Origin of the sequence: Nisaea sp. (assembly GCF_039990255.1) — a bacterium.
Lineage (GTDB): Bacteria > Pseudomonadota > Alphaproteobacteria > Thalassobaculales > Thalassobaculaceae > Nisaea.
Genome location: NZ_JBDXGG010000022.1, coordinates 1 through 25,390, shown reverse-complemented (window position 1 = coordinate 25,390; position 25,390 = coordinate 1). Strand labels below are relative to the sequence as shown.

The following is a 25,390-nucleotide window of genomic DNA, read 5'->3' as shown; positions in this document are numbered from 1 at the left end:
CTGGACTTGAGGACAGTGCCCCTCGTGTCGTCGGTCGAGGGCAAGCAATCCTTTTACCCTCTGGCCCGACAGCCGCCCGCCCTCCCGCGCGGCACAGCTGCTTCTAGATTGGCTGATCAGCCAAACGCACAGCTCCTGAAATGACGGTAACCTGGTCGCTATTTCAGAGGCCGTTCAGCTTTGCCATGACATCCATCAGCTTGGGCACGTGGGTCTTTCCCTCGCCCTGCGCATTGGCCAGAGCATAGATCTGCTGGACAGTCGCCCCGATCGGCGCTGTGCCGCCACACTCCGCCGCAACACGGTTGTAGTATGTGACATCCTTCAGAGCATTCTCGATGGCAAACTGAAGCCCACTCGGATCCTGTTTCAACGGCCAGTCCATGACTTTCTGGAAGAGCCCGTTATTGAGTGCGCCGGCGGAGATCACCTCATGCAGCCCGGCGATGCTGACATCGGCCTTGCGCGCCGTGGTGACAGCTTCCGAGAAGAGCGCGACCATGCTCATGGACATAAAGTTATTGATCAGCTTCAGGCTGTGAGCCGCCCCGAGCGGACCGACATGAAAGATGTTCTTCGCGAAACTCTCGATGGCGGGACGTGCTTTTTCAAGATCTTCGTCCGCACCGCCCACCAGCACATTCAGGGCGCCGCTCTCCGCCTCCTTCGGCGTCATCGTCAGAGGTGTATCCAGCATGGAGACGCCCTGCTCCCGGAGGGCGGCCCCGATCCGCTTTGTCTCACCCGGATCGGCTGTCGAGGAGTCGGCAATAATCAAACCGTCATGAGCGCCTTCAAGGAGTCCCTCCGCACCAAGGACGACCGACCTCACGATCTCGGAATTCGGCAGGCACAGAAAGACCAGATCCGACGCTTCGGCGACGGCGCGTGCGCTGGAAACTTCCCTTGCGCCGATCGACACCAGATGATCGATCGGCTCCCGGTTCCTGTTGCCCATGATCGTCAGGGGAAAGCCCTTCTCGATCAGATTTTTTGCCATGCCGTGGCCCATCAATCCGGCACCTACAAACCCCACCCGTGATTTCCCGGTCATCGCATCCTCCCCTTTTAATTGTCCGCCAGCTTACCCGCATGACCACGCGGCTTCCACGGTGCGCGCTTGCCAGCATATGAAAAAGCCCCGGTGCATTCGCGCCGGGGCCTTCTTTGTTAGGTATCGGATTTAGCTGTCGGAGTGAACTGGGTCAGGCTTCCGCTTGCTGCAACTCCGCCGCTTTGTTCCGCCTCATCGCAATGATCTGTTGCAACAGAACCGGTGCGGCAAAGGCGGCAGCATAGAAATCGCTGCTCTCTCCCGGCGCTACCAGGAGGATTCCCCCCAGTGCCATGGCCGCGCGAGCGATCCCGGGCATCGGGGCAAGGAAGTAAGCTGCAACGGAGGTTGCAAGCATGAAGACACCCACGGCGCAGGTGATTGAGGTCACCAGAAATGCTTCCAGGGTGAAATGCGTGTCGATCACGATCAGCATTGCCGGTGAGTAGACGAACACCATCGGAACCAGCAGCTTTGCAATGCCAAGGGTGAAGGCCGAAACGCCGGTCCGGAACGGGTTAGCGCCCGCAATACCGGCAGCCGCGTAAGCCGAGGCACAGACCGGCGGCGTGATCTCGGAAATAACGCCGTAATAGAGCACGAACAGATGCGACGCGAGCGGCGGCACACCGAGATTGCCAAGCGCCGGCTGGGCAACAGTAGCAAGCATGATGTAGAGCGCCGTCGTCGGCAGGCCCGCCCCCATCAGAATACAGGTCACCGCGATCAGAATAAGCGAGATCAACAGGGTCACACCGTCCTCGGTGAACGTCGCCAGCGGGAACCAGTCGATCAGGGGCAACAAACCCTCGGCGATCTCACGGGCGCTGTTCGCCACCATGAAGCCGAGCCGGAAGCCGAGGCCAGTGGAGTTGACGACACCGACGATGATCCCGATGGCGGCGCAGACGGCACCCACCGCAAGCGCATATTTGACGCCCAGGGCCGCCGCATCGAAAATATCCCGGAAGCCAATCCGATGCATTGGATTGAGAAGACCGACGGTAAGAGCTGTTGTTATTCCCCAGAAGGCGGCCATATTCGGCGAATAGCCGCTGAACAGGACATAGATCAGAACCGCCAGCGGCAGCACTGTCGGCCAGCCTCGACTAAGGACTCTGAACAGGTTCGGAATTTCCTCGGCCGGCATACCCTTGAGACCAAGCCGCTTGGCCTGGAAGTGCACGATCGAAAGCACGCCAATATAATGCATCATCGCCGGGACGATCGCCGCCACGACCACGGTCGTATATGGGACCTCGAGGAACTCGGCCATGACGAAGGCCGCGGCCCCCATGATCGGCGGCGTGATCTGACCACCGGCACTGGAAGCCGCTTCGACACCGCCGGCAAGATGACCCGGATAGCCCATCCGCTTCATGTTCGGAATCGTCAGAGAGCCGGTCGACACGGTGTTAGCGATTGAAGAGCCGGAGATGGTTCCGAAGAAAGCCGATGAGACCACGCTGACCTTGGCGAGCCCACCTGTATAACGGCCTGCCATCACAGCGGCGATATCCACGAAGAACTGACCGAGCCCCATGCGCTGTGCAAGCACGCCGAACAGCACGAAATGGAAGACGACCGTCGACACGATCCACAAGGTCACGCCGAAGATGCCTTCGGCCGGGAAATACATATTGTTGATGAACTGGGGCCAGGAAATACCGGGATGCATCAAGATCTGCAGCGGCATGTAGGGACCGAAGATGGCATAGGCGGTAAAAATGCCGATAATGATTGGCACGACCATGCCGAGCGTGCGTCGGACAGCCTCAAGCAGCACGACAATCAGTGCTGTACCGAAGACAATATCGATATTCGCCGGGTCTCCCTGACGCATGACCTGTTCGACCAGATGCAAATGCATGCCGAAAATCTCGACATCCATGCCGTACCAGGTGACCCCGATATAGAGCGAGCAGGCGATGCCGACGATGATGAAAAGCCAGTCCCAGAGTGGCACCGTGCCGGGCCGCCACCAAGCCGACGGCTGAACGGTCATCAGGTTCTGGGATTTGATGATCGGGTAGCAGATGAAAACCAGCAGGATGACACCGGACATGTGGAAACCCATGTGCCAGTAGTCGATAGGCGTGCCAAGGCCCGCTGTGAGATAGTGATATCCCGCGAAAAAAATTGAAAAAAGGTAAATGAACCACTCCATGAGTGGCGTCTGTGTCCGCGTCTGCAGACCGGAATCATATTTGCGTTCAAGCTCTTCGGCAGCTTTGACGTCGAACTCAGCCATGCTCTGTCCGGACTTTCAATGATGTTAAAAATGGCAAAAAGAAAAGCGGAGACAGGCGATCTTCGCCTGTCTCCGCCATCGGGTCTTACTTGATAAGACCGACTTCCTTGTAGAACTTCTCCGCACCCGGATGTACCGGGATCAGGACGCCCTTCAGAGCGGTTTCAAGAACGATCTGCTTGCCCTTGGCATGGCCCTTGTCGAGCAGCTTGCGGGTGTTCTTGTTCCACAGAGCCTTGGTGATTTCATAAACCAGATCTTCCGGCTGATTGGCACCGGTGATCAGCTGACCGCTGACGGCAACAGTCGGAACATCGTAAGTGATGTTCTGGTAGGTACCGGCCGGGATCAGGGACTCGACATAGTACGGAATGATCGAGTTGATCTCTTTGCGCTCCGCTTCGGAGAAGGTGTAGAGCTCAAAACCCTTGGTCGAGCCAAGCTGGATCAGCGCCGCGAACGGGGTGCCGCCTGCATAGAAGAATGCATCGATCTGACCATCGGCCAGGCGCTGGGTGCTCTGACCCAAATTCAGTTCAAGCTCGTCGGCTTTGATGTCGTAGTGCTTGAGGATCATCCGCACGGAAACCTGGGTTCCCGAACCGGCCGCCGCGACTCCGACTTTCTTACCAGCCAAATCCTTGAGGCTACCCAGCTTTGTGCCTTTCGGCAGAACCAGATGCATGTCTTCCGGATAGAGATTAGCGATCATCCGGATGTTGCTTTTTTTAGCGCCGACGAACTTGCCTTCGCCGTTATAGCCCTGGGTCACGCTCTGTGCGCCAGCTAGACCGGCATCAAGCTGGCCAGCGTCAATGGCGTTCACATTGGCAACGGACGCATTGGTCGAAACCGCAATGGCGACCAAGCCCGGAACGCCGCAGCTTCCGCCCTTGTCACACGGACGCGAGCCAGGCGGGTTCGAAATCGCGTTCGCGATCAGGCCACCAATCGGATAGTAGGTGCCGCCGGCGCCACCGGTACCGATCCGCCAGAACTTCATGTCTTGGGCGTAGGACGGAGCGACAACGCCCGCGATCCCTACGATGGCGATAAAGGCGGCGACAAACGCCCTAATTCGAAACTTCATTATTCACTCTCCACTTCGCGCAAGACAAAGCACCCCTGGTGCAAAACGTCGCGAAGCCTGCCCGCTGATATTTTGCGGCGCAATACATTCTTAATAAATCGGGAATATTTCACCCCAATTTCACGAAAATAACTCCAGAATAACTCGCAAGGGAAAGCGCAACATAGCCACCGGAGACACCCCAACCAGACGGATAATCGAAAAACAAAGCCCCGCAGCATTATCTGCTGCGGGGCTGGTATCAGTTTTTAAGGAAACGCAGGCTCAGGCTATATCAAACCGGCCTGCATTCATGACCTTGGTCCAGGCGGCGACAAAGTCCTTAACAAACTTCTCCTTGTTGTCGTCCTGGGCATAGACCTCCGCATAGGCACGAAGGATCGAGTTGGAGCCGAACACGAGGTCCATGCGGGTCGCCGTCCACTTCACCGCACCGGTCTTCCGGTCCTGGATCTCATAGGAGCTTTTGCCCGTCGGGACCCACTTGTTAGTCATGTCACACAGGTTGACAAAGAAGTCGGTCGTCAGCGCACCTTCCTTGTCGGTGAACACGCCATGCTTGGTGCCGCCGTGGTTGGAATCCAACATCCGCATACCGCCGACGAGACAGGTCACCTCAGGCGCGGTCAGGCCCATGAGCTGTGCACGGTCGAGCATGATCTCTTCCGGGCTCACCACATAGTCCTGCTTCTGCCAGTTGCGGAACCCATCAGCGAGCGGCTCCATCATGTCGAAGGAATCGGCATCCGTCATCTCGGTGGTCGCGTCACCTCGGCCCGGCGCAAACGGCACCGGAACGTTGAAACCGGCAGCTGTGATCGCCTGCTCCACACCGATATTACCGGCAAGCACGATGACGTCGGCGAGGCTGGCGCCGGCTTCCTTCGCAATTGGCTCCAGCACCGAGAGAACTTTCTCAAGGCGCTTCGGCTCATTGCCGTCCCAATCCTTCTGGGGCGCCAGGCGGATACGGGCACCATCGGTGCCGCCACGCATGTCGGAGCCCCGATAGGTCCGGGCACTATCCCATGCAGTGGAGACCATCTCGCCCATGGAGAGGCCGCTTGCGGCAATCTTCGCCTTAACCGCATCCACGTCGTAGCTCTTCGATCCTTCCGGAACCGGATCCATCCAGATCAGTTCTTCTGACGGTACGTCCGGGCCGAAATAGCGGGCTTTCGGGCCCATGTCGCGGTGGGTCAGCTTGAACCAGGCGCGGGCGAAGCAATCGGAGAAATAGTCGAAGTCATTGAAGAACTTCTCGGAAATCTTCCGATATTCTGGATCCATCTTCATCGCCATGTCGGCGTCGGTCATCATCGGCATCTTGCGCACCGACGGGTCGGACGCGTCGACCGGCATGTCCTCTTCCTTGATGTCGATCGGCTCCCACTGGTTGGCACCGGCCGGGCTCTTCGTCAGCTTCCACTCGTAGTTCAGCAGCAGATGCAGGTAACCGTTGTCCCACTTGGTCGGATTGGCTGTCCAGGCACCCTCGATACCGCTGGTGATGGCCATATTGGCCTCTGCGGTACCGGCAGGGTTGGTCCAGCCCATGCCCTGCTCCTCGATATCGGCTGCTTCCGGTTCCACACCGAGAGCACCGGCATCACCGGCGCCGTGTGCCTTTCCGACGGTGTGGCCGCCGACGGTGAGTGCGACGGTTTCCTCGTCGTTCATCGCCATGCGGGCGAAGGTCTCACGGACCTGGCCGGCGGTCTTCAGCGGATCAGGATTGCCGTTAACCCCTTCCGGGTTCACGTAGATCAGCCCCATCTGCACGGCGGCCAGCGGGTTTTCCATCGTCGCCGGGTTTTCGACGCTGCCGTAACGGGTATCGCTGGGAGCCAGCCATTCCTTCTCGGCACCCCAGTAGACGTCCTTTTCGGGATGCCAGATATCCTCACGACCGAAACCGAAGCCGAAGGTCTTCAGGCCCATCGATTCATAGGCAATGGTCCCGGCGAGAATATAGAGATCGCCCCAGCTGACCTTGTTGCCGTACTTCTTCTTGATCGGCCACAACAGACGGCGCGCCTTGTCCAGGCTCGCATTGTCCGGCCAGGAGTTCAGCGGAGCGAAACGGATGTTGCCGGTACCGGCGCCGCCGCGGCCGTCGGCCAGACGGTAGGATCCGGCGGAGTGCCATGCGAGACGGATCATAAGGCCGCCATAGTGACCCCAGTCGGCCGGCCACCAGTCCTGGCTCTCGGTCATCAGCGCGTGCATATCTTTCTTCAGCGCCGCGATATCGAGTTTCTTCAATTCTTCGCGATAATTGAAGTCCTCGCCGAGCGGGTTGGACTTGGTGTCGTGCTGATGGAGGATGTCCAGGTTGAGCGCCTTCGGCCACCACTCGGTCGGAGACATCTTCGCCTCGGTGTTACCACCATGCATCACCGGGCATTTGTTCATCTCGTTCATCGTAGACCCTCCCATCTTGGTCCGAGAAATCGCTGACGGGCTGAGTCCGTTAGCGCGAATTATAATCATTCTAAAATGACTCAAATCCGCCTAAGTGCAAGAGGGATGATTCAAATTTTTGGAATTATTCTAATTGATGAGACGCTGTCCCGTTTTCATGGATGAAAATTGTGTCTGGACGCTCATTGGGAAGCCACGGCACACGATTTATCCTGGAGCTACAAAGTCAGCAGCTGGGTAGCTCTCTGCGAAAAACCAGACGACAGCTCGGCGACAATACCACGCGGTCAAGCTGATGACGTGGTGGACGCAGATGTCACCTGTACGCAAGCTGATTTAGCTGGACCGTTTGCGTCAACTTACCGACGATGCGCCCAAGGGTTGAAACCTGCCCTTTTTTGGAAACCTGGGAGGTGCGAAATGCCTCGTGAAAGCTACGTGAAACGGCCACTCCGCATAACTGCGGGCGCGCTCTTGACGCGCCGAGGTGCCGAGAGCTTCTACGGCTATGTGGTACTCGAAGGAACCCTCGGAGCCTTTATTGACGCAGAAGGTGACAAATCTTTAATCCATGACGGTGAACAGGTTTGTTTCAAGAGAGGCGCTCTTATAGGCGACACTGCGATCATCACAGACAAACCGTTCATTGTGACCACCCGAGCCCTTGTCGACACGACCGTCATTGAAATCGATGCAAGAGAGATCCGGCGTCATATTCGAGGAATGCCACCAATTCTGAAAGGCCTGCTGAGGGTCCAGGCTGAACGTGTCCATCAGCTGGTCAACGATGCGCTGCACACACACCGGTCGGAGGTCGGTGTCTCTGAGGCACTGTTGTTCTCGGCAGTTATTGGTGAAGCTTGGATCGACGAAAAACTGCGTTAGTCTATGATCAAGAGCTCCTCTGGCCGCATCTACTTTTGTCATGCTTCCAGATGCATAAAAGACCTTAGCGCGTTAGCGTCTAAGGCGTTAATAACGTTGCCCTCTAGAGCTCGATGCGACCTTTACAGAACGGGCGTTTTCCTTTCACCGGAGCCTGAAGCATCGGCCAGTAGCAATCCGGTTGGTATGTCCACTTTTGGTATGGGTGGGCAATGGATATGTCGTCGTTGCGCATGGGGCCAGAAGGGGCCTATGCGAAAGAGAGCATAGGAATCCGAGTTCGAAAGACGATCTTGAAGAACGGTTTAAAAACAGCGTCGTCGAGCATCGCTGAAGTCTTTTTAATTCACCGGAAACGATGCCGCGAACATGCGCCGTTACAGCCCGCTCTGATATCCCGGCATCCTCATCCGTCTTTTGCCTGATCCAATCGGGATGACTTTGGTCGAGTCCTGTAAACGAACAAATCCCCATAATGCAAACCCATTCATTCCCTACTGGATCGAATACGGGGCCCTGCGGGGTTGCCCCGTTCTTTTGCGCAATCTACGCTGCTTCGCTGTCGCCAATCCGCGACACGCAGTTCACAGGGGGTTTTCATGTCCATTCTAACTCGAAGAACACTTCTTCAGGGAATTGGCGGCGCGGCAAGTGTCGCGGCCATGACACCGCTTCTCGGCAGTAACGCGCACGCCGCCAGCAAGATCTACCAGTGGGGATCTTCCAGCCTAGGCTCAACTGGCTATCAGATCATTACCGTGCTGTCCGCCGCGGCATCGAAGTTCTCCGACGGTCGCCACTCCTCGCTGTCAACCGCGGGTGGAGCAGAGAACATGGCGCTGATCGGCGAGGGAACTCTCGATTTCGGTCAGTCAACGACTACCGACTGGTATCCTGCGATCAACGGTCTCGGCCGCTACGAGGGCAACCCGGTCAAGGCGGTCCAGATGTTCTCCTACACCGTCTGGCAGTGCACGCCGATGGTGCGCGCTGATTCTGGCATCGAAACGCTGGAAGATCTGGTCGGCAAGCGCGTGATGCCCGCCACCGCAGGCGGCGCAACCACCGGACTCTGGAACACGCTGTTTGAAGCGGCAGGCATCAAGGACAAGGTCGATTGGACCTATGGCTCCTGGAGCGAAAGCTACGATGCACTGGCCTCAGGTGCGGTCGACTGCATTCCGTCGCTACTGACTGCAGGCAATCCGTCGGGCGTGATGCAACGTCTGGAAACCACTCATGCGCTCAAGATCCTTCCTATCAGCGAGGCGCTCGTCGCCAAGGCTGCCGAGATGAATCCGGGTGTGAAGAGCGCAATGGTGTCGCCGGACACGTGGGCTAGCCTTAAGGAGCCTACCCGAATGGTGTCGTTCGGCGGCGTTTTGGCCGCAAGCCCGGATATCTCCGAGGATGTCGGTTACGCAGTGACCAAGGCGATCTACGAAAACGCCGAGTTCGTGCGCAAGCGCGGTGGCGTTAAACTCAAGGATATCACGCCGGAATTCGCCATGGAATTCTTGATGCCAGCTTATCCGGTCAATGCCGGTGCGGCGAAATACTTCAAGGAACTGGGCGTTTGGGACGATAATCTCAAAATACACGGCTGAAACCGACCCTGACGGGACTCCTTTGACACAATCACACCAGAAGCATCGGCGGTTCGCAGACATCGCCGGTGCAGCCGACACGCGGTCCCGCAGGGCCACGGGCCTCTTGCTCGTGGCAGCGCTTGTCATGCTCGGCATTCATGTAATGCAGTTAGCGACCTTCGCGCTGCCGTCCGGCCAGTTCCGGAACTTCCACCTTGGCTTCGCGATCGTCATCGGTTTTCTCGCGCTGATCGAGCAAAGTGGTGCCGAGCAAAGGCTGCGACGGATTGCGTTCTGGGCGCTGACGGCGCTCACCGTCGCCCTTATGGCGTATATCCATGTGGAGTATGAGGCTCTCACTCAGGTCCGTAGCTTCCTGCCAAGCGGCCCAGACATAGTTGTTGCCATCCTTCTGTTGATGACGGCCTTGATCCTATCCGGCTTTCAATGGGGCTGGACGATCCCGGCACTGGCGGTTATCGGGATCGCTTATGGGCTTTGGGGCTACTTAATGCCGGGGGATATATTCTTCCACGGAGGAATCGCTCCGAAACGTCTGCTCGGTTATACGTCGATCCCCTACTTTCAGGGCCTGCTGGGCAGCCTCACGAGCCTCTCTGCCGGCACGATTTTCATGTTCATGTTGTTCGGCGGTGTGCTGAAGGCGACAGGGGCGATCGACTTCATCGTTCAGCTCGGTTTCACCGTCGGCCGCAGGTCGCGTGCCGGCCCAGCTCTGGTCGCGGTGGTTTCCAGTGGTTTGATGGGAACCGTCTCCGGTTCTACCGTCGCCAATGTCGCGTCGACAGGTGCGCTGACCATTCCGCTCATGAAGCGTTACGGCTTCAAGGGTGAGTTTGCCGGTGCCGTCGAGGCGGTTTCCTCAACCGGCGGCCAACTGATGCCTCCTGTTATGGGCCTTGCGGCTTTCCTGATCGTTGGTATGACCGGGCTGTCCTACAACTCGATCATGGTCGCCGCGATAGCGCCGGCGCTGATTTTTTACGCCTACCTGATGTTTTCGGTGCAACTTCGGGCTGTCAGTTTGAACCTCGACGCCCGCGACTCTGACGTGCTCGACGGCGGACCAAGCCTGGCAACCGCCGCGCGCGGCCAGTGGCATTTGGCGGTCTCGATCGCAGTGCTCGTATGGCTGCTGATGAGCGGCATTCCTGCAGGAAATTCAGCCTTGATCGCCGTGCTGCTTCTACTTGGTCTTGACGTGCTGGTCACTTTAACGCGCGGCCGGTTCTCACTCGATGCTTTCCGCATTGCCCTCGGCCGGGTGGTCAACGGCCTGGTTGAGGGCGCCCGAGCCGGTGCAATGGTGGCAACCGTGATCGCTGTGATCGGCGTCCTGATCGAGCTGCTTACGGTCACTGGCTTTGCTCAGAAGCTGTCCTTCGCCATGCTTGATCTCTCTGATGGCTCGTTGTTCGTACTGTCGATCATTGTCGCTGCGTCGTGCCTCGTCTTCGGCCTTGGTCTGCCGACTTCGGCCGCCTACTTCATCGTCGCTCTGTTTGGCGCGCCAGCCCTGGTCGAAACGGGAGTGCCGTTGCTTGCGGCTCATATGTTCGTGTTTTATTTCGCCAACCTGTCGGCGGTGACGCCTCCCGTCGCGGTCGCGGCACTGGTCGGCGCAAACATCGCAAAGGCGAGTTTCTGGGGAACATCTTTCAACGCTGTGCGCCTCGCCCTGCCGGGCTTCCTAATACCGTTTCTGTTTCTGTTCGAGCCGGAGATCCTCGGTCTCGGTGAAGGGCTGAGTGCCCAGATGCTGGCTGTATCCCAAGCGATCATTGCGACCGGCGCCCTGAATTGCGCGCTGGAGGGCCGCATCTTCCAACGCATTTCGGTGATTGAGCGGATCACCCTCGCCATCACCGCGCTAGGGCTCCTGTATTGGGACGTCCGCATAGAAATGGTGTCGTTGGCCCTTATAGTGGCACTTGTGGCCTGGAGTGGCTGGCGTGCAGCGGCCGCGCGGCGGTCCCCTGTGAATTGACCTATCGGAGCATTGCTGTATGGCAAAGCTAGCCTTCACGACCCGCCCGGAACTTCAGGGCAAATTCGGCATGGTAACAACCACCCACTGGCTTGCTTCGGCGGCGGGCATGGCAACGCTTGAAAAGGGTGGAAACGCTTTTGACGCCGCGATCGCCGCTGGTTTCACCCTGCAAGTGGCCGAGCCGCACCTGAATGGGCCCGGTGGAGAGCTTCCGGCAGTGTTCTTCGCCAACAAAGATGGCCGCCCGCGCGTACTTTGTGCTCAGGGCACTGCGCCGGCTGGGGCGACAATTGATGCTTTCACCGCCCTTGGCCTCGACCTGATACCGGGCAGCGGTCTGCTGCCAGCAGTCGTGCCAGGCGCGTTCGATGGCTGGCTCAAATTGCTCTCTGACTACGGCACCATGTCGTTGCGGGATGTTCTTTCCTACGCGATCGACTACGCGGAATCAGGCGTCCCTGTGCTGCCGAAAATCGCCGAGTTTTCTAGCCGGGTCGCCCCGCTTTTCCGGGATCATTGGAAAACATCGGCCGATGTTTACCTGAAAAGTGGCAAGCCACCTGAGGTCGGTGAGTGGATGACCAACCACACACTTGCCGCGACCTACCGCCGTATCCTGAATGATGCCGAGGCCGCCTCAAGCGATCGGTTGCGTCAGATCGAGGCCGCACGGGAAGCTTGGTACAAAGGCTGGGTCGCCGACGCGATCGACCGTTTTTATCGCAAGGAAATCCTGCTCGATTCCTCAGGACGCGCCCACAGAGGGCTGATGACCGGCGACGATCTTGCCAATTGGCACGCGCATTACGAGGACCCGGTTACGCTCGACTACGGTCGCTACACCGTCTGCAAGTGCGGGTTTTGGAGCCAGGGCCCCGTGCTGCTTCAGCAACTTGCCCTGCTTCGTGATATGGGTCTGTCCGACATGGATGCCGTCGGCCCCGAGTTCGTCCACACCGTGGTCGAAGCGGCGAAACTCGCCTACGCTGACCGGGAAGCCTGGTACGGGGATCCCAATTTTACGGACGTCCCCGCCGACATGCTGCTCTCCAAGGCATATGCCGAGGAACGGCGCGGGCTGATTAGTGACATAGCCTCTCTCGATCTGCGTCCGGGAAGCCCAATGGGCCGCAACCCGAATATCGCTGCGGCACTTGCGGCCGACGGCGACCCGGGTGACATCGGCCACTACTGGAGTCTTGGCGAGCCAACAGTCACCCCCATGGGCGAGGCGCGAGGCGACACAGTCCATATCGACGTCATCGACCGTGACGGCAATATGATTTCCGCGACCCCATCCGGGGGTTGGCTGCAGAGTGCGCCGGTGGTTCCGGAACTGGGCTTCTGCATGAGCGTGCGCGGCCAGATGTTCTGGCTTGACGGCGATGCGGCGACCTCTCTGGAGCCGGGCAAGCGCCCGCGCACGACGCTCTCACCCTCGCTCGCGATGCGCGACGGCGAGCCGTATATGGTCTGGGGCACCCCCGGTGGAGACCAGCAGGACCAGTGGTCACTGCTACTCTTCCTGCACCATGTTGAACACGGCATGAACTTGCAGGAAGCGATCGACACCCCAGCGTTCCATTCGGAGCATTTCCCCGGCTCATTCTGGCCACGCGGGCGCTCACCGGGGAAACTGGTCATGGAGAGTCGCTTCGATGTCGCGACAATTGATACCCTCACGGAGCAAGGCCATAAAGTACAGGTTGGTGCCGACTGGAGTGAGGGGCGGCTGACTGCGGCAGCGAAAGATCACGGCATATTAAGGGCCGCCGCAAACGCCCGCGGTATGCAGGGATACGCTGCCGGGCGTTAGGTACTGGATCGGACGCGGCATATCACCACCCGGTGCGAAATCAAGAATGGAATAATTGCAACCCGTGGCTCAACTCGACCGAATACATTCAGTGCGTTGATGGTTACAGGTTCACGTAACGTTGTCAGGGCAACCTGGATGACAAGGGCTGATTGCAAACAAATCAGCGCTCCAGATCCCAGCTAATTATCAAATCCAATTTACGCGACCTGAGCACAGAGCCTTTTTCTTCCTCTTGAAAAAGCAGAAAGCCGCTTGCGGAGCACGTCCGTAAGCGGCTGTATTAATTACGTTAACATGATCTGGCCAGTCGTCGTCCCATAGCTGACCTGCCAGCCGGTCTCGGCCTTTACTTCGTACCAACCGCCGACATTAAACGCCCTAAACTCCAGATCCATGCCGGTGGTGACACCATCGCGCAGCGCCATCATGGTCGCGAACTCATCCACCGGGTGATAGTGCGTGTCGATGAAGCCGGGGGCCACAACGAGACCCTTGGCATCTATGGTCTCTTCGCCTTCCAGCGGAGCCTTGCTGATTGCAACGATGCGGCCATCCGAGATCCCAACATCGTCAAACATCGTCTCGGGATCCATGACCCTGCCACCCTTGATGACGAGGTCATAGCCCTGCGCAAAGCTTGCCGACGCAGCCATCAGGCCAACGATAAGGGTGGTGTCCGAGATACGTTCTTGTCGTCATTTAGTAATCCTTGCTCGTTGCGGGGCGGCTTCGATGTAGATATAGGCGCCCATGCCCTGGGCGCACCGTCATCGCTCCGCATCAATCGCCAAACAGCGCGTTGTAAATGAAGTTAGGGACGATCGGCGTGAAGTTGAGTGTGACCGCCCAGTCCTCGCCGAAGGCGTCATCCTGCTCGACGAAATAGTCTGCTTTCAACTGCACCTGTATCGGCAGGTCACCGATCTTGACAACCTTTCGCACGCCGAGATTGAGCGGCACGGTCCATTGCTCGTCGACCCAGTCGTACCGGATCTTGGGGTTGGTGAAGATGGTAAAGGCATCCGGCAGAAAAGCGCCGGCGTTGAACTCGAACACCGATGCCGAGTGCCGCCCATCGCGCCATCCGGCGACGTTCCACTGATGCTGCGGGAAGAAGGCGACGTACCCGGTCGCGGGGTCGAGAAACGCGGCGAGTGCCTCGGGGCCGAGCCGAAACTGTCCCCCAGTCAACCGGCCGTCCGTCGCCGTCGGCAGTGTGCCCTGAACGCCGCCGACAAGGATGAGACCACTGTCGAACGACTTGCCGATGGCGGCGTCAAACCCGATGTCGCCGACGCCCGCCACCCCGTCAAAGCCGCCTGCGGTGGCGTTGCCTGCCGGCGACCGCCATATCAGGGGTATGCCAGGACGCGCAAAGAAGTTGAGCGTCCCGTCATCGCTCGGCGGGAACGGAAAGATCGGCTAAAAGACGGTCGCGACCGAGTACTCGTTACCGGCACCAGGCAGCTTGCCGTCGAAAGCGGTATAGGCGGTGTCAAACGACTGCTTTGCGAGCGGCGACGGGTTCGCCAGTTCTGAACTCAGGTCGTCAGCCGAGAGAGCCCCGGGCGTGTCCTGCGCCTCATCGAGTTCCTCCGGATCATCGATCTGTCCCGGATTGTCCAGCTCGTTGGAGACCGAGCGCGTGCCGTCAGCATCGAGAAGCGGATCGCTTTGCGCGTGAGCGATTTGCACCGTCGCCGCCAGTGCGCTCGCCACAAGGGCGGTTCGGAGTATCGAGGATATCATCAAGGGACTCTCCCCTTTTGAATCGGAGATCCCGCGCCAGTTAACCTTCGCCATGAAGCCGCGTCGGGATATGCTCTTTGGCGCAACGTCCCCACAATTAAGTGTCGTCGTTAAAAGCCTGATTCTGACCACTGAGCAATCTCCGATAGTTTAGTGAATTTCATTGCTCGACAGCTTGGCTGATCGGACGGCCTTAGAGGGCCGTCCAATGCCAGTTCAACCTCAATCGCAGCAGCTTACGACGTCCTTGTAGTGCGGTTGCGTTCCCGGCACGCCACCACCGAAGTCCTGCGGCACAGCATAGAAGTGTTGATCCAGGATTCGACTGAGAGTGGTTCCCTCCGGCTTTCGGTCGGCTCATAACAGATCGGTTGTCCGGGATTCACATCCTTGAGGACTTCGGCCTCCTTGACCACAATGGTGCCGTTGACGATTACGTAAGGAATGCCTTCGGATGGCAGCGCACCCTGCACGTAGGTCGCCGTATCGGTCACCGTCGCGGGGTTAAAGATCGTAATGTCGGCCACCATGCCTTCCTGCATCCGGTCACGCTCCTGCATTGCCTTCAGCCCCATTTCGCCAAGTGGACGGGCGGAGTTATAGTTGAGCTGCGAAATACTCTGCATCAACGTGATCCCGTTCTCACGCCACATGCGCAGCGCTCTTGCGAAGGAGCCCGCACCGCGCGGGTGGGTGTTGGGCAGATCCTCGAAGGAGGTATCCCAAGAAATACCCTCCGCGATGATGGGCATCGTGTCCGAGGCCATGGCGACATCCGGCAGTCCACAATCGCGGATTCAGGCATCTTGTAGACCTGCACGAGCCGAGCCGGCTCTGTCTTGAGCATCTCGGCGCGGGTTTCCTCCGTATACCATTCACCGGTCAGCGCATCCTGGATTGTTTCTTCATGTTTGTAGCCAAGTTGGTTCACCCAAACTTCGGCTTCCAGGAACACGGCATTCAATGCGGTGGAACCAGCGGCGTAAGGATAACGCTCACCCCAAACATTCATGCCTTGAGCACGCATCAGGGTCAGCAGTTCGTGCACGAGGTTATAACCGGGGTTATTGAAATGGCACGCTATTGCCGGGCGCACCAAGGGCTGCCGCATTCGCCAGCAATTCCTGAATGCCGTTGGCCTCCATGGTGTCGGTACCCGGCGTATAGCGGAAACGGAATGCACTCTGGCGGCCATAAAGGCCGGCGAGTTTCTTGGATCTCGAACGCCTCGCGGGTCGAGCCCCCGTCGCGCATATAGCCCAGCGTGGACCCTATCCCCACGCCGCCTGCGGTTAGGCCGGCATCCAGCACGCGCAGAATTTCGTTGCCCGTTTCGATATCCGGGCGTGTGCTTGACCAACCGGTCTTTCCTGAATTTCGATGGTTCGGGGCCTCGGGAGTGTCACGTGTGGTGATGCCATCAAGGACCAGTGCAAGCACAAACTCATGAGCAACAGCTGCTCCGTAGTTCGTCTGGTTGTTACCTTCTTGTTCAGCATACCACTGGTCCATATAGGTCCCAAGTGTGCCCATCTCGAGATCCATCAACGATGTCCGGCCATCTCGGAGCGCCAGCTTGTTTCCCATTGGGCGCGGCCAGTGGTAATAGGTGTCAATGAAACCGGCCGTGACGACATGGTCCGCAGCTTCGATGGTTTCTCCGCCCGTGATGACCTCAGTGGTGATGGCGACGATACGGCCATCTCGGACACCGACATTCGCAACCGTGTCAAACGAGGTTTCGGGGTCCATCACGCGGCCCCCTAGGATGACCAGATCGAAATCGCTCCCTGAGGTCGGCGCCCAAGCAGTTGAAGATATCGCCGCGGCAGCCGTTGCAACTCCGGCTATTTCAATAAATTCACGGCGGTTCGGTTTTTTTTACTCCAATGTGTAGTCTTCCTAATGCAAGTCTTTGGTCATTATTGTAACTCTCCCTGCTATTGGATTTGAACCAATGTATTCGGCTCAGTCTGCTGCAGAATTGCGGATTTGGCGACCGTGAGGCGCATCCAGAACCAGTTCGCCGTCACGTACAGAGAAGCCGCCGTTCACCAGAACGGTCTGCACACCAACAGTCGGTTGGTGTGCATTGGCGAAGGTGGCCAAATTAGCAATCGTGGCGGGATCGAAGATGACAATATCGGCATCCATCCCCACCTGAATTCGGCCCTTGTTGCGCATCTGCGGTACGCTGTCTTCGATTGTCTGCGCCGGCATCAGCGTCATCTTGCGGATCGCTTCATTGAGCGAAAGAAGCCCGCGTTCGCGCACATAAGACCGAAGAATTTTTGAATACGTCGCGGTTGAACGCGGATGGCTGAAGGCTTTTTCCGGCAACGGCCATTCATCACCCTCATAGGTTTTGACGTTGCCATCTTCGTCGAAATAGGACCAGAACACTGAATCCGAGGCGATCAGCACGGAAGGATGGGTCACCGACGCGTCCAACAGGGCCAGATCCTCGGTCTTATTCTCATCCAAGAAATGCCAGGTGATAAAGGTCCCGGGATTGTTCGCCTGATAGTCTGCCAGTTCGTCTTCGGTCATCCTGTCCGCGCCAAGCTGAAAGTTATTGGCCGTCGAGGACATCCGGTCGCGCCAGTCAGGGCCACTGAACATGGCCGCGCCGACCACCGTGTTGGCGGCGCCAAAAGGATAAGCCTCGGCCGTGACCCGGATGCCTTTGGCTTGCGCGTCTTCCACCAGCGCCAGTGTGGCATGAATATCCGACAGCGAGGTCGAATTGATGTGGCAGATATGCATATGCGCGCCGGTGATCGAGGCGTTGCCGATCAGTTCCTTGACTGCCTCGAACGAGCTTTGCGGCTCGGTGATGCTGGCGTACCGCACATGTGTGAAGGTCGGAACGTCGTATTCGATGGCCAACTCAGCAAGGGCGAAATATTCTTTCTGCCCATGGCCCGGCGCATAGCTGGCGTTGACTCCGATGCCAATCGCCCCTTCCTTCAGGCCTTATTCCAGCAGGGACAGGATATTTTCGGATTGATCCGCGTTGGCACTATCCATTTTCCAGTCATTGCAGATCGGTGCATCCTGAAAATAGGCCGCAGTCGCGAGCGGATCGGTCTCGGAAAAGGTCGCGATCCGGCTGTATGTCCAGCCCGCCGAGGCGCCGTAGTTGACCGGCGGGTTTTTCTGCGCCTGACCGGCGTACCAGTCGCCGATGGGCAGAACGCCGGACTCAAGCTCCAGCGATGTGGTGACGCCCTGAATCACTTGCATCCGGTAATCGCCGATATTCTGGCCATGCGCGTGAAGGTCGATAAAACCGGGCGATACCACATGACCGCTGGCATCGATCACCACATCGCCCTCCAAAGGAAATTCGCTGATGGCCACGATCTTGTCACCGTCAATGGCGACGTTTCGGATGGCGTCGAGCCCCGTCTCCGGGTCGATGACCCGGCCGCCCGTGATAACGATGTCGTTGGCCAGTACGACCGTGGAGCTGACAAGAAACAAAAGAACGGGAAGGAGATACCGCATGTCGCCGTAAACCTCTCTGGCTGGGCTGAGAACAGTAATGAAACCAGCTTACCCAGAGTAAATTGGGTAAAACCACTTTGTTTTGCAAATTTATATTATAATTTCTACCTTTGGTAATTTTTCGAAGAGACAATTGGCGCCGTTATGCCACGGATCAAGCAATTCCCTGAGTTGCAGGCACAGAGCCATCTGCGTTACAGCAACTATGTCAGCGGCCTGCCGATCCTTGAGCCAGAAACCGCACAACTTGAGTGCGGTCGGACGATTTTCGAATCCTTGCGCATCTACGGCCGCGAATTTGTTTTGTCCAGACTGAAACTGGCCCCAGATTTTCCAGCCGCGTCCTTCCCGACCCAGAGTGGTTGGTATTTATTGTGCCCGTGAGTTGGCGCGGTGATTACATATTCAATGGGCTATTCGCCGAGCCGTACGACATTTTCCTTTCGGGCGGCCCCAATGGCTACGCCACCAGTATCGCCGAACGTGACAACATCGGCATTGGTCTGAGGAAGTCGCGACTGCGAGCGGCCTGCACCGCACTCGCCGGTCTGCCCGACGACGAGATCGAGTTCGAAGACGGCTGCCTCGCGCCGGGTCCTGTTCGCGGGGCACGATTTCACAACCGGTTGGCCGAGCTGATCGCGGCATCGTACAATACGCCATTCGGGCCAGTTCAATTCACGCCCGGCGACACGCTGGAGACGGATTTTATCTCCGACGTCGCCGACCTGCTCCTGCTGTATCTGATCCATAGGACGCCCCTAATCCCGGCAAAACTATATGCACTTCGCGTCATACGCGGCGCCGAGACTTCGATTGGGGTTAGGGCGTTCCGCGCACCGGGTGCAAAGCCAGTGGCATCGGGCCAACTTGGCTCAACCGCTGTTTCGACGAGGTCTGGCACATCGCCAATGACGTTTGTTCGCGCCCACAGGGTTACAACGGCCCGCAACAGGTTTCTCGATCCCGGTGCCCCCTGGCGTCGGTCAAGGATGTTGCGCTGTCGCTGGGCTTCACCAGTAGCGGGCACTTTGCCGCCCAATATCGTGATGTCTTCGGCGAAAACCCATCCAAGACTCTGCTGTGGCGTCATTCCAGCCAGATGTCACGTCCGAATAGGTAAGGCAGTTGGCGGCCGCAATGCTGGCGAGTCAATCGGCGCCGAATCCTGACACCTGATCGGTATCCAATCTTGGCCCCCTTGCTGGGGCGGAAGGTGAGTTCTGGGATGTCGGGCCCGGAGCTGTCGGCGGAGGGCCCGACATCCCGGCGCGCGATCGGCCGGGAGTCACGCCCGGGTCTTGAAGCGCCAACTGTCGTTGCCGGTCTCGAAGATGTCGCACTAATGAGTGAGGCAGTTGAGCAGCGCGGTCGTCATCTTGGCGTCGCCGAACACGCTCAGCCATTCGCCGACGGCGAGGTTGGTGGTCACGATCACCGAGGTCTGCTCGTAGAGCCGGCTGACGAGGTGGAACAGGAACTGGCCGCCGGCTCTGGGCCAAGGGCTGATAGCCGAGCTCGTCGAGGACGACGAAGTCAAGCCGGCACAGGTAGTCGGCCAGCTTGCCCTGCCTGACCGCGCGCGCCTCAGCCTCGAGCTTGTTTACGAGGCCGCCGTTGTTGACTAAGCGCCCGCGGGCGCCACCCCGGATGCAGGTTTGCCCGTGCCGGTGCCGCGGACCGCCAAAGCGTTTCCATCGCTCAGCCACGCTGGATGGAGCGCGCGTGGGGCAGGACGCTAGCCGCATCGCGGACGAGGTCATTTCCCACATTTCCGGACTCATGGGCGCAACGGTCCGTGTGACCTTAGAAATAGAGGCGGAGATTCCCCATGGCGCGACAGATAGTGTCGTTCGAACCGTGACGGAGAACGGTCGAAAGCCGAAGTTCGATAGTCAGGGATTTGAAAAGGAATGAGGTCTTTTGCGTGCCTCACCAATCACCGCAATCGGGTGTGGGTTCAGTTATGATCTTGGCTTGAGTTTGATTCCTAATGATACCCATGTGGTACCCGAGCGTTTCGCAACAATGAAGACGGGTGAATCAAAACGCCGCCAACTCAATAAGTTGGCGGCGTTGATATTGGTTGCGGGGGTAGGATTTGAACCTACGACCTTCAGGTTATGAGCCTGACGCAAAATCAAACAATTAATTGATTTAATTGATATATTTTTTAAAAAATCGAACATATGGGCACAATACTGGGCACAAATTTCTTCAAGAATGACAGCATACATCGTCACTCTCCCTTTTTCACGCTCAAACCCGATGACGATCAGATACGTGTTGTCGAAGACCTGGACGCGGATTGGAAAAGAGCGAGCGTCTTGCGGAGCTATGGCAAAGCCCATTATAGCGACCAGGCCGGGGAGACCGAGGCGGACGGGAAAAAAGGGACTGCTAAAAAGCCGCGCGAATCCTTCTTCATAGAGATGGAGAGCGCTTCCGGTCGGATGTTCAAAGTGTGGGGCGTAGACTTTGAGCAAGCGTTAGAGGCGTCCGGCGCTGAGATTGGCGATAAGATCGAGATCGAGCACCAAGGCACCAAGACGGTAACGCTTCCGGACACGGGGGAAGAGGTCGAACGAAATAGCTGGAAAGTTCACAAGGTTGAAAAGGGCAAGCTGATCGAGCGAGCACCATCAGCGCCAAGCCGGAACAAGCCACGCAGAGCGAGCGTTGACGAGAGTGCGAAAGTGCCAACGGCAACCGCGCTTGTGCGACTTATCGAGCACGGGCACGCACCATTTAAGAACGATCCGACGAAACCGAAAAGCTACTACGTCACTCTTGAGAAGCCAGGCGGTCAACCTCACACCATATGGGGCGTGGATCTTGAACGTGCCATAGGCGAGGCAAACCCCGCGCCTGGCGCGTTGGTGCGGATCGAGCGAACCGGTGCAACGAAGGTGCTTGGGCGCAACGGTGAGACGTTCGAGAAAAACACTTGGTCGGTGCGACCGGAGACAGGTCCGGAGTTGAACCCCACTCGGTCTCTGCACTCCGAAAGGGACTTGGAGTGGTAAAATGCCAGCTAGAAGAGAACACGGCTGGACTGACAGTGTTAGAGCATTTTCTGATCGATTTGAATCGTAATGGGATTCCCATAGGGTTTGAATTCTGATTCAACATAGAGGCTGGAGAAGGAGGCCAGCCTCTATGCCGCAAGTCTTATCGAAAGATCTGCGCCAGCGTTTGGTTTCCGCCGTGGAGGGCGGCATGACACGTCGCTCGGCGGCCAAGCGTTTTGGCGTTTCTGCCTCGACCGCGATCCGGTGGGTCGATCAATGGTTCCAACAAGGGCATGTCGATCCTGGCCGCCAAGGTGGTGACAATCGCTCGCATCGCATGGAAGCGCATGCCGATGAGGTCTTGGCCCTGATCGACGAGACACCGGACATCACTCTCTTGGAGATTGCCGAGCACCTGGAAGAGGTCCATGAGCTTCGGGTTGCCCAGAGCACGGTGTGGCGTCTTCTGGACCGTCATGGCCGGACATTCAAAAAAAACCGCACACGCAAGCGAACAGCAACGGCCTGACGTGCTGCGGCGACGTCAGGTCTGGTTCGAGCTTCAACCGGATCTCGATCCGGCGCGCCTGGTGTTCATCGATGGTGAGCCTCCGAGGCGCCATCGGTTCGAGATCGAAGGCGAACGGAGCCAGCACCAAGATGGCCCGGCTGCGAGGTCGGGCGCCGCGCGGCCAGCGTTGCCGGGCTCCCATACCTCATGGCCACTGGAAGACCACAACCTTCGTCGGCGCCCTCAGACTGGAAGGCATGACGGCACCGATGGTCTTGGACGGAGCCATGAACGGCCCTGCCTTCCTCGCCTATGTCGAACAGGTCCTGGTGCCGACGCTCACACCGGGCGACATCGTCATCATGGACAACCTGCCCGCTCACAAGCCGGCAGCCGTGCGCGCGGCTATCGAGGCAGCGGGAGCCGGGTTGCGCTTTCTGCCGCCCTACAGCCCCGACTTCAACCCCATCGAAATGGCCTTCTCGAAGCTCAAGAGCTTCCTCAAGAAAACCGCCGCACGAACCAAGGAAGACCTCTGGGACGCCATCGGCACTGGTATCGATCTGTTCACCCCCGCCGAATGCATCAACTACTTCGCTGCTGCCGGATATGACCTGGAATGATCGGAAAATGCTCTAGTAAGACCAAGTACGCTCGGCCTCCAATAGTTTCACAGGGGAGCGGGTTCTGGACAAGGATCTGGCGGCGTTAGCCCTTGCGGTAAGCGAGACGGCACCCCACAAGCTGACCCCAATTGGGCTTGGGTTAGGCCGATAACCCAGCGCAGGTTGGCACCCGACAGGTTGGCACGCCACAGGTCCGCCTCTTTTAGTATAGCGTATAGAAGATTCCCTCCAGGCAAGTTCAGGAGATGCAACTGGGTTCCCTCAGCAACCAGGCGCGGGAATGCTTCTTTTGCTTTGGCAGGTATCAGACAACGCCGGCTCGCGTTGCCATTAAGAAACCTGATGATCGGCGGAACGAGGCTATCGCTGCAGAACCGCCCATCGAACTTGCGGTTCAAGAACTCCAGTGCCTGACGTTTCGCGGAGCTGTTTTGGACGGTCGGGTGATCGAGCGCGAGGATTTCCCAGCCCTTGAAAATCCGTTCCGACTGTCGGTCCTCAAGATCGAGGACGATGGTCCCGAAGGTGAGGATGAGGCCAACGGCGGCGAGAATGATGCCGTAAGGCTCGAACCGAACGATCCCTTGATGGACCCTCCCCAACGTCCGAGACAATTGGGAATGCTTATTCGGCATGGCCGCTAATTCAGCAGCGCGCGCCGCTGCGGCTATCCGCCGCGCTTCAATGCGGTCGATGATCTTACGGCCGACATCCGACATGTCCCGCCCCTCCACTTATGAGCAGTGAACACTGCGAGGAAACCTAAATCAATCGAAACGGGTGGGTTGGCGCTAGGAGCGACCGCGAATTGAACGGTAGCCAAGCGTCGCGATTCCAACAGTAAAATGATTCCCCGTTGAGCATGGCTTGCCATGCGAATAAGGGCAGGTACCGCCCTCGGCGGCGTCAGGAGGTGCTACTCGATTATTCGAGTAGGCCCACCTGACCTATCCTGCCAACGGGACAAGAGATAATTGGAGATTTGCGGGCAACTTCGATAATCTTCAATAATCTCGAATAATTATGACAGGGAACCATCAAAACTTTCCCATAATCTCCGATAATTTCTCATAACATCGAGAATCTTCAATAATTTCCAATAATCTTCGATAATCTCCAATAATTTTCCGGTCGATCTTCAATAATTATTGGAGATCACTCAGAACGGCAAAAATCAGAGTGGATGACTTCGATTTCAGCACCGCATAGTGAGCTGAAGCGGCGCGCGGGCCTTCTGTTCAGCATATGTCATGTCAGGAGTTTGTGCGTGGGGGAGACGCAAACACTAACTCGCTCAAGGGTAGTTTGTCCGCGAGCGCTTGCGATTGCGGATTACGCGTCCGGACCAGGGGGACGGTCGCGACGAGCGAAGCGAGAACCGCCCGTGTTCCAGGACATGCAGATGTGCATGAATCCGGGTCTGATTGAGCACTTTCTGTAATCCGCTCCCCGTCCATGAAAGACAAAAAATGAAAGCCTCAATCGCGTAAGACGGGGCTGCGGGAGAGCGTCTGTAACAACAAAAGCGGCCCCCCGAAGGGAGCCGCCGTCTGTCGGTTATGGCGCCGGATCAACGCACCCGGTTTGGATAGGAATTACTATTCAGCGGCTTCCAGAAATTGGGCTTCTTCATCGTCGCTCGATTCTTCAACAGCGTCCGGATCGATGGCTGGAAAAGCCATGATTGGGTCCATCCATTTCGTTGCCATGTCGGCCCGCTCGGCTGGTGTGTCTGAAGGCACCGCCCGGAACCATCCAGTGAGCAGTTTCACCAGATCGCCCTTCTTGGACTTGGCGACTGACTCGATGCTCAGTGCAGCGCCACACTCGACGGCGATTTCCTTCAATCGGTCGGACTTATACCGTTTCAGGAATGTCTCATCGGGCAGGAAGCTGTCGCGCACGTCCGCGTTAACATCGATGGCGACAAGGTTTTGCTCGTCTTCCTCGGTCTTGATCCCGTCCCCGGACTGGTGGAACGTCACTGTAACGAGCAGAGAGTGAAGCCCTTCCAGCTCCTCGTCTGTGAGCGACCGAATAACCTTGAAGACCGTAGCCCTGTCGCCTGAGAGTTTGAACAGCGCCGGGATAGGTTCTGTAATCTCTCCCTCTTCCGGATAGTAGGACGAGCGCAAGGCAGACAAACCGGCATCGCGGAACTTGGTCAGGAACGCGGCGGCGATCTCCTCGATGCTGTTCAGCATATCGCTGCCATAGTGATCTTGGAGACGGGGAGACGGCGCAAGGGAGACTTGGTTCTGAAACCCGGTCATGCATTGCAGCACCGCGACTTCCAGCACCTTCCGCCGATTGGAAATGAGATTCTGCTGAACGGCGATGGTCCGTAACTCGGCGGCGTGTTGACGCTGTGCTGCTGTATATCGCGGCTTTGGCCCAGAAACCGTGCTTGAGTCACTACCACGCGAGACCTTGACCAAGCCCGCCTTGATCGTCACGCGGCCAGACTGGAATTTCATCATGACAGTCGTAGGCTCCTCGCCCTCGTCCGCCGCCCGGTATTTGTGTTCGATCATGTACCAATCGTGACCCGGCTCGATGATGGTCATTCCCTCTGACTCGTAAGCCGCTTTCCTTTCGTCAAAGGCTTTGTGCTGCAACTCCATGAATTGATCAACGTCGCTGAATTGCTTTTCGGCGTTGTCGCTGAAGAGGTCCTGAACAAACCCGCCCGTGTATTCCTCGATGTCAAAGATCGCCGTGTCCGCAGTCGGCTTTTCGAAGAAATATCGCCGCGCCGCGTACTCGCTGTTACCCGCGTTGTTGTCTTCAAGATATTTGAAATAGGCGGCTTGCTCCTCGGCCGTGACAGAGGCCAAATGCTTGGCTTCCCTCTGACACA

22 protein-coding genes and 2 pseudogenes are annotated in these 25,390 nt (G+C 57.8%); 8 read left to right on the top strand and 16 right to left on the bottom strand.

Annotated elements, in window-relative coordinates; all coding sequences use genetic code 11:
• Positions 1-163: 163 nt before the first annotated feature.
• The 4 genes from ABJ076_RS19465 to katG all read right to left on the bottom strand — a co-directional run bounded on the left by ABJ076_RS19465 (position 164) and on the right by katG (position 6,810).
• Positions 164-1,054 carry an NAD(P)-dependent oxidoreductase gene (locus ABJ076_RS19465; RefSeq protein WP_348190611.1) on the bottom strand — a complete coding sequence of 297 codons (891 nt, stop codon included), beginning with the start codon at positions 1,052-1,054 and terminating at the stop codon, positions 164-166.
• Between the two features lie 151 nt (positions 1,055-1,205).
• Entirely contained in the window at positions 1,206-3,305 is a 2,100-nt protein-coding gene (locus tag ABJ076_RS19460; protein ID WP_348190609.1) for a TRAP transporter permease, read from the bottom strand.
• Positions 3,306-3,390: 85 nt separating this feature from the next.
• Entirely contained in the window at positions 3,391-4,395 is a 1,005-nt protein-coding gene (locus ABJ076_RS19455; RefSeq protein ID WP_348190606.1) for a TAXI family TRAP transporter solute-binding subunit, read from the bottom strand.
• Between the two features lie 264 nt (positions 4,396-4,659).
• Positions 4,660-6,810, bottom strand: coding sequence for a catalase/peroxidase HPI (gene katG, locus ABJ076_RS19450; protein ID WP_348190684.1), 2,151 nt, complete (start codon positions 6,808-6,810; stop codon positions 4,660-4,662).
• Between the two features lie 429 nt (positions 6,811-7,239).
• Here katG and ABJ076_RS19445 point away from each other — a divergent pair, with 429 nt between their 5' ends.
• The 4 genes from ABJ076_RS19445 to ABJ076_RS19430 all read left to right on the top strand — a co-directional run bounded on the left by ABJ076_RS19445 (position 7,240) and on the right by ABJ076_RS19430 (position 13,120).
• Positions 7,240-7,704 carry a cyclic nucleotide-binding domain-containing protein gene (locus ABJ076_RS19445; RefSeq protein ID WP_348190604.1) on the top strand — a complete coding sequence of 155 codons (465 nt, stop codon included), beginning with the start codon at positions 7,240-7,242 and terminating at the stop codon, positions 7,702-7,704.
• 599 nt (positions 7,705-8,303) lie between these two features.
• Positions 8,304-9,311, top strand: coding sequence for a TAXI family TRAP transporter solute-binding subunit (locus ABJ076_RS19440; protein ID WP_348190601.1), 1,008 nt, complete (start codon positions 8,304-8,306; stop codon positions 9,309-9,311).
• Between the two features lie 22 nt (positions 9,312-9,333).
• Entirely contained in the window at positions 9,334-11,301 is a 1,968-nt protein-coding gene (locus tag ABJ076_RS19435) for a TRAP transporter fused permease subunit (RefSeq protein WP_348190598.1), read from the top strand.
• Positions 11,302-11,320: 19 nt separating this feature from the next.
• Positions 11,321-13,120 carry a gamma-glutamyltransferase family protein gene (locus ABJ076_RS19430; protein WP_348190595.1) on the top strand — a complete coding sequence of 600 codons (1,800 nt, stop codon included), beginning with the start codon at positions 11,321-11,323 and terminating at the stop codon, positions 13,118-13,120.
• Positions 13,121-13,407: 287 nt separating this feature from the next.
• Here the strand turns inward: ABJ076_RS19430 and ABJ076_RS19425 are convergent, their stop codons facing one another.
• From ABJ076_RS19425 to ABJ076_RS19395, 7 genes are all read right to left on the bottom strand, one after another.
• A complete protein-coding gene (locus ABJ076_RS19425) occupies positions 13,408-13,776 on the bottom strand; it encodes an amidohydrolase family protein (protein WP_348190593.1) in 369 nt (122 codons plus the stop codon).
• A 127-nt stretch (positions 13,777-13,903) separates the two neighbouring features.
• Complete coding sequence (locus ABJ076_RS19420; protein ID WP_348190590.1) at positions 13,904-14,428, bottom strand: hypothetical protein; 525 nt, start codon at positions 14,426-14,428, stop codon at positions 13,904-13,906.
• A 117-nt stretch (positions 14,429-14,545) separates the two neighbouring features.
• Positions 14,546-14,872: a hypothetical protein gene (locus ABJ076_RS19415; RefSeq protein WP_348190588.1), complete on the bottom strand. Its 327-nt coding sequence runs from the start codon at positions 14,870-14,872 to the stop codon at positions 14,546-14,548.
• Positions 14,873-15,108: 236 nt separating this feature from the next.
• A complete protein-coding gene (locus ABJ076_RS19410; protein WP_348190585.1) occupies positions 15,109-15,639 on the bottom strand; it encodes a hypothetical protein in 531 nt (176 codons plus the stop codon).
• Between the two features lie 313 nt (positions 15,640-15,952).
• Positions 15,953-16,624 (bottom strand): hypothetical protein, encoded by a 672-nt coding sequence (locus ABJ076_RS19405; RefSeq protein ID WP_348190582.1) that lies wholly within the window; start codon positions 16,622-16,624, stop codon positions 15,953-15,955.
• Between the two features lie 216 nt (positions 16,625-16,840).
• Positions 16,841-17,845 (bottom strand): amidohydrolase family protein, encoded by a 1,005-nt coding sequence (locus tag ABJ076_RS19400; protein WP_348190681.1) that lies wholly within the window; start codon positions 17,843-17,845, stop codon positions 16,841-16,843.
• Between the two features lie 3 nt (positions 17,846-17,848).
• Positions 17,849-18,382: an amidohydrolase family protein gene (locus tag ABJ076_RS19395; protein ID WP_348190579.1), complete on the bottom strand. Its 534-nt coding sequence runs from the start codon at positions 18,380-18,382 to the stop codon at positions 17,849-17,851.
• 144 nt (positions 18,383-18,526) lie between these two features.
• On the opposite strand from ABJ076_RS19395, the gene ABJ076_RS19390 reads away from it, so the two are divergent.
• Complete coding sequence (locus ABJ076_RS19390; RefSeq protein WP_348190577.1) at positions 18,527-18,766, top strand: hypothetical protein; 240 nt, start codon at positions 18,527-18,529, stop codon at positions 18,764-18,766.
• A gap of 29 nt (positions 18,767-18,795) precedes the next feature.
• Here ABJ076_RS19390 and ABJ076_RS19385 read toward each other — a convergent pair whose 3' ends face one another.
• Positions 18,796-19,134: a hypothetical protein gene (locus ABJ076_RS19385; protein ID WP_348190574.1), complete on the bottom strand. Its 339-nt coding sequence runs from the start codon at positions 19,132-19,134 to the stop codon at positions 18,796-18,798.
• 593 nt (positions 19,135-19,727) lie between these two features.
• Positions 19,728-19,992 (bottom strand): annotated as a pseudogene (locus ABJ076_RS19380) (ATP-binding protein); the annotation flags it as partial.
• 115 nt (positions 19,993-20,107) lie between these two features.
• On the opposite strand from ABJ076_RS19380, the gene ABJ076_RS19375 reads away from it, so the two are divergent.
• Positions 20,108-20,299 carry a hypothetical protein gene (locus ABJ076_RS19375; protein WP_348190571.1) on the top strand — a complete coding sequence of 64 codons (192 nt, stop codon included), beginning with the start codon at positions 20,108-20,110 and terminating at the stop codon, positions 20,297-20,299.
• 47 nt (positions 20,300-20,346) lie between these two features.
• On the opposite strand, the gene ABJ076_RS19370 is transcribed toward ABJ076_RS19375, so the two are convergent.
• Positions 20,347-20,733: a hypothetical protein gene (locus ABJ076_RS19370; protein ID WP_348190568.1), complete on the bottom strand. Its 387-nt coding sequence runs from the start codon at positions 20,731-20,733 to the stop codon at positions 20,347-20,349.
• On the opposite strand from ABJ076_RS19370, the gene ABJ076_RS19365 reads away from it, so the two are divergent.
• Together ABJ076_RS19365 and ABJ076_RS19360 are read left to right on the top strand one after the other, a co-directional pair.
• Complete coding sequence (locus ABJ076_RS19365) at positions 20,710-21,408, top strand: hypothetical protein (protein WP_348190566.1); 699 nt, start codon at positions 20,710-20,712, stop codon at positions 21,406-21,408. The two genes, ABJ076_RS19370 and ABJ076_RS19365, sit on opposite strands and share 24 nt — an antisense overlap.
• A 133-nt stretch (positions 21,409-21,541) precedes the next feature.
• A pseudogene (locus tag ABJ076_RS19360) lies at positions 21,542-22,527 on the top strand (IS630 family transposase).
• A 47-nt stretch (positions 22,528-22,574) separates the two neighbouring features.
• On the opposite strand, the gene ABJ076_RS19355 reads toward ABJ076_RS19360, so the two are convergent.
• Together ABJ076_RS19355 and ABJ076_RS19350 are read right to left on the bottom strand one after the other, a co-directional pair.
• Positions 22,575-23,249, bottom strand: a complete 675-nt coding sequence (locus ABJ076_RS19355) for a pentapeptide repeat-containing protein (RefSeq protein ID WP_348190563.1) — start codon at positions 23,247-23,249, stop codon at positions 22,575-22,577.
• Between the two features lie 879 nt (positions 23,250-24,128).
• On the bottom strand, positions 24,129-25,390 hold a 1,262-nt coding region (locus ABJ076_RS19350; protein ID WP_348202644.1), incomplete at its 5' end, for a hypothetical protein.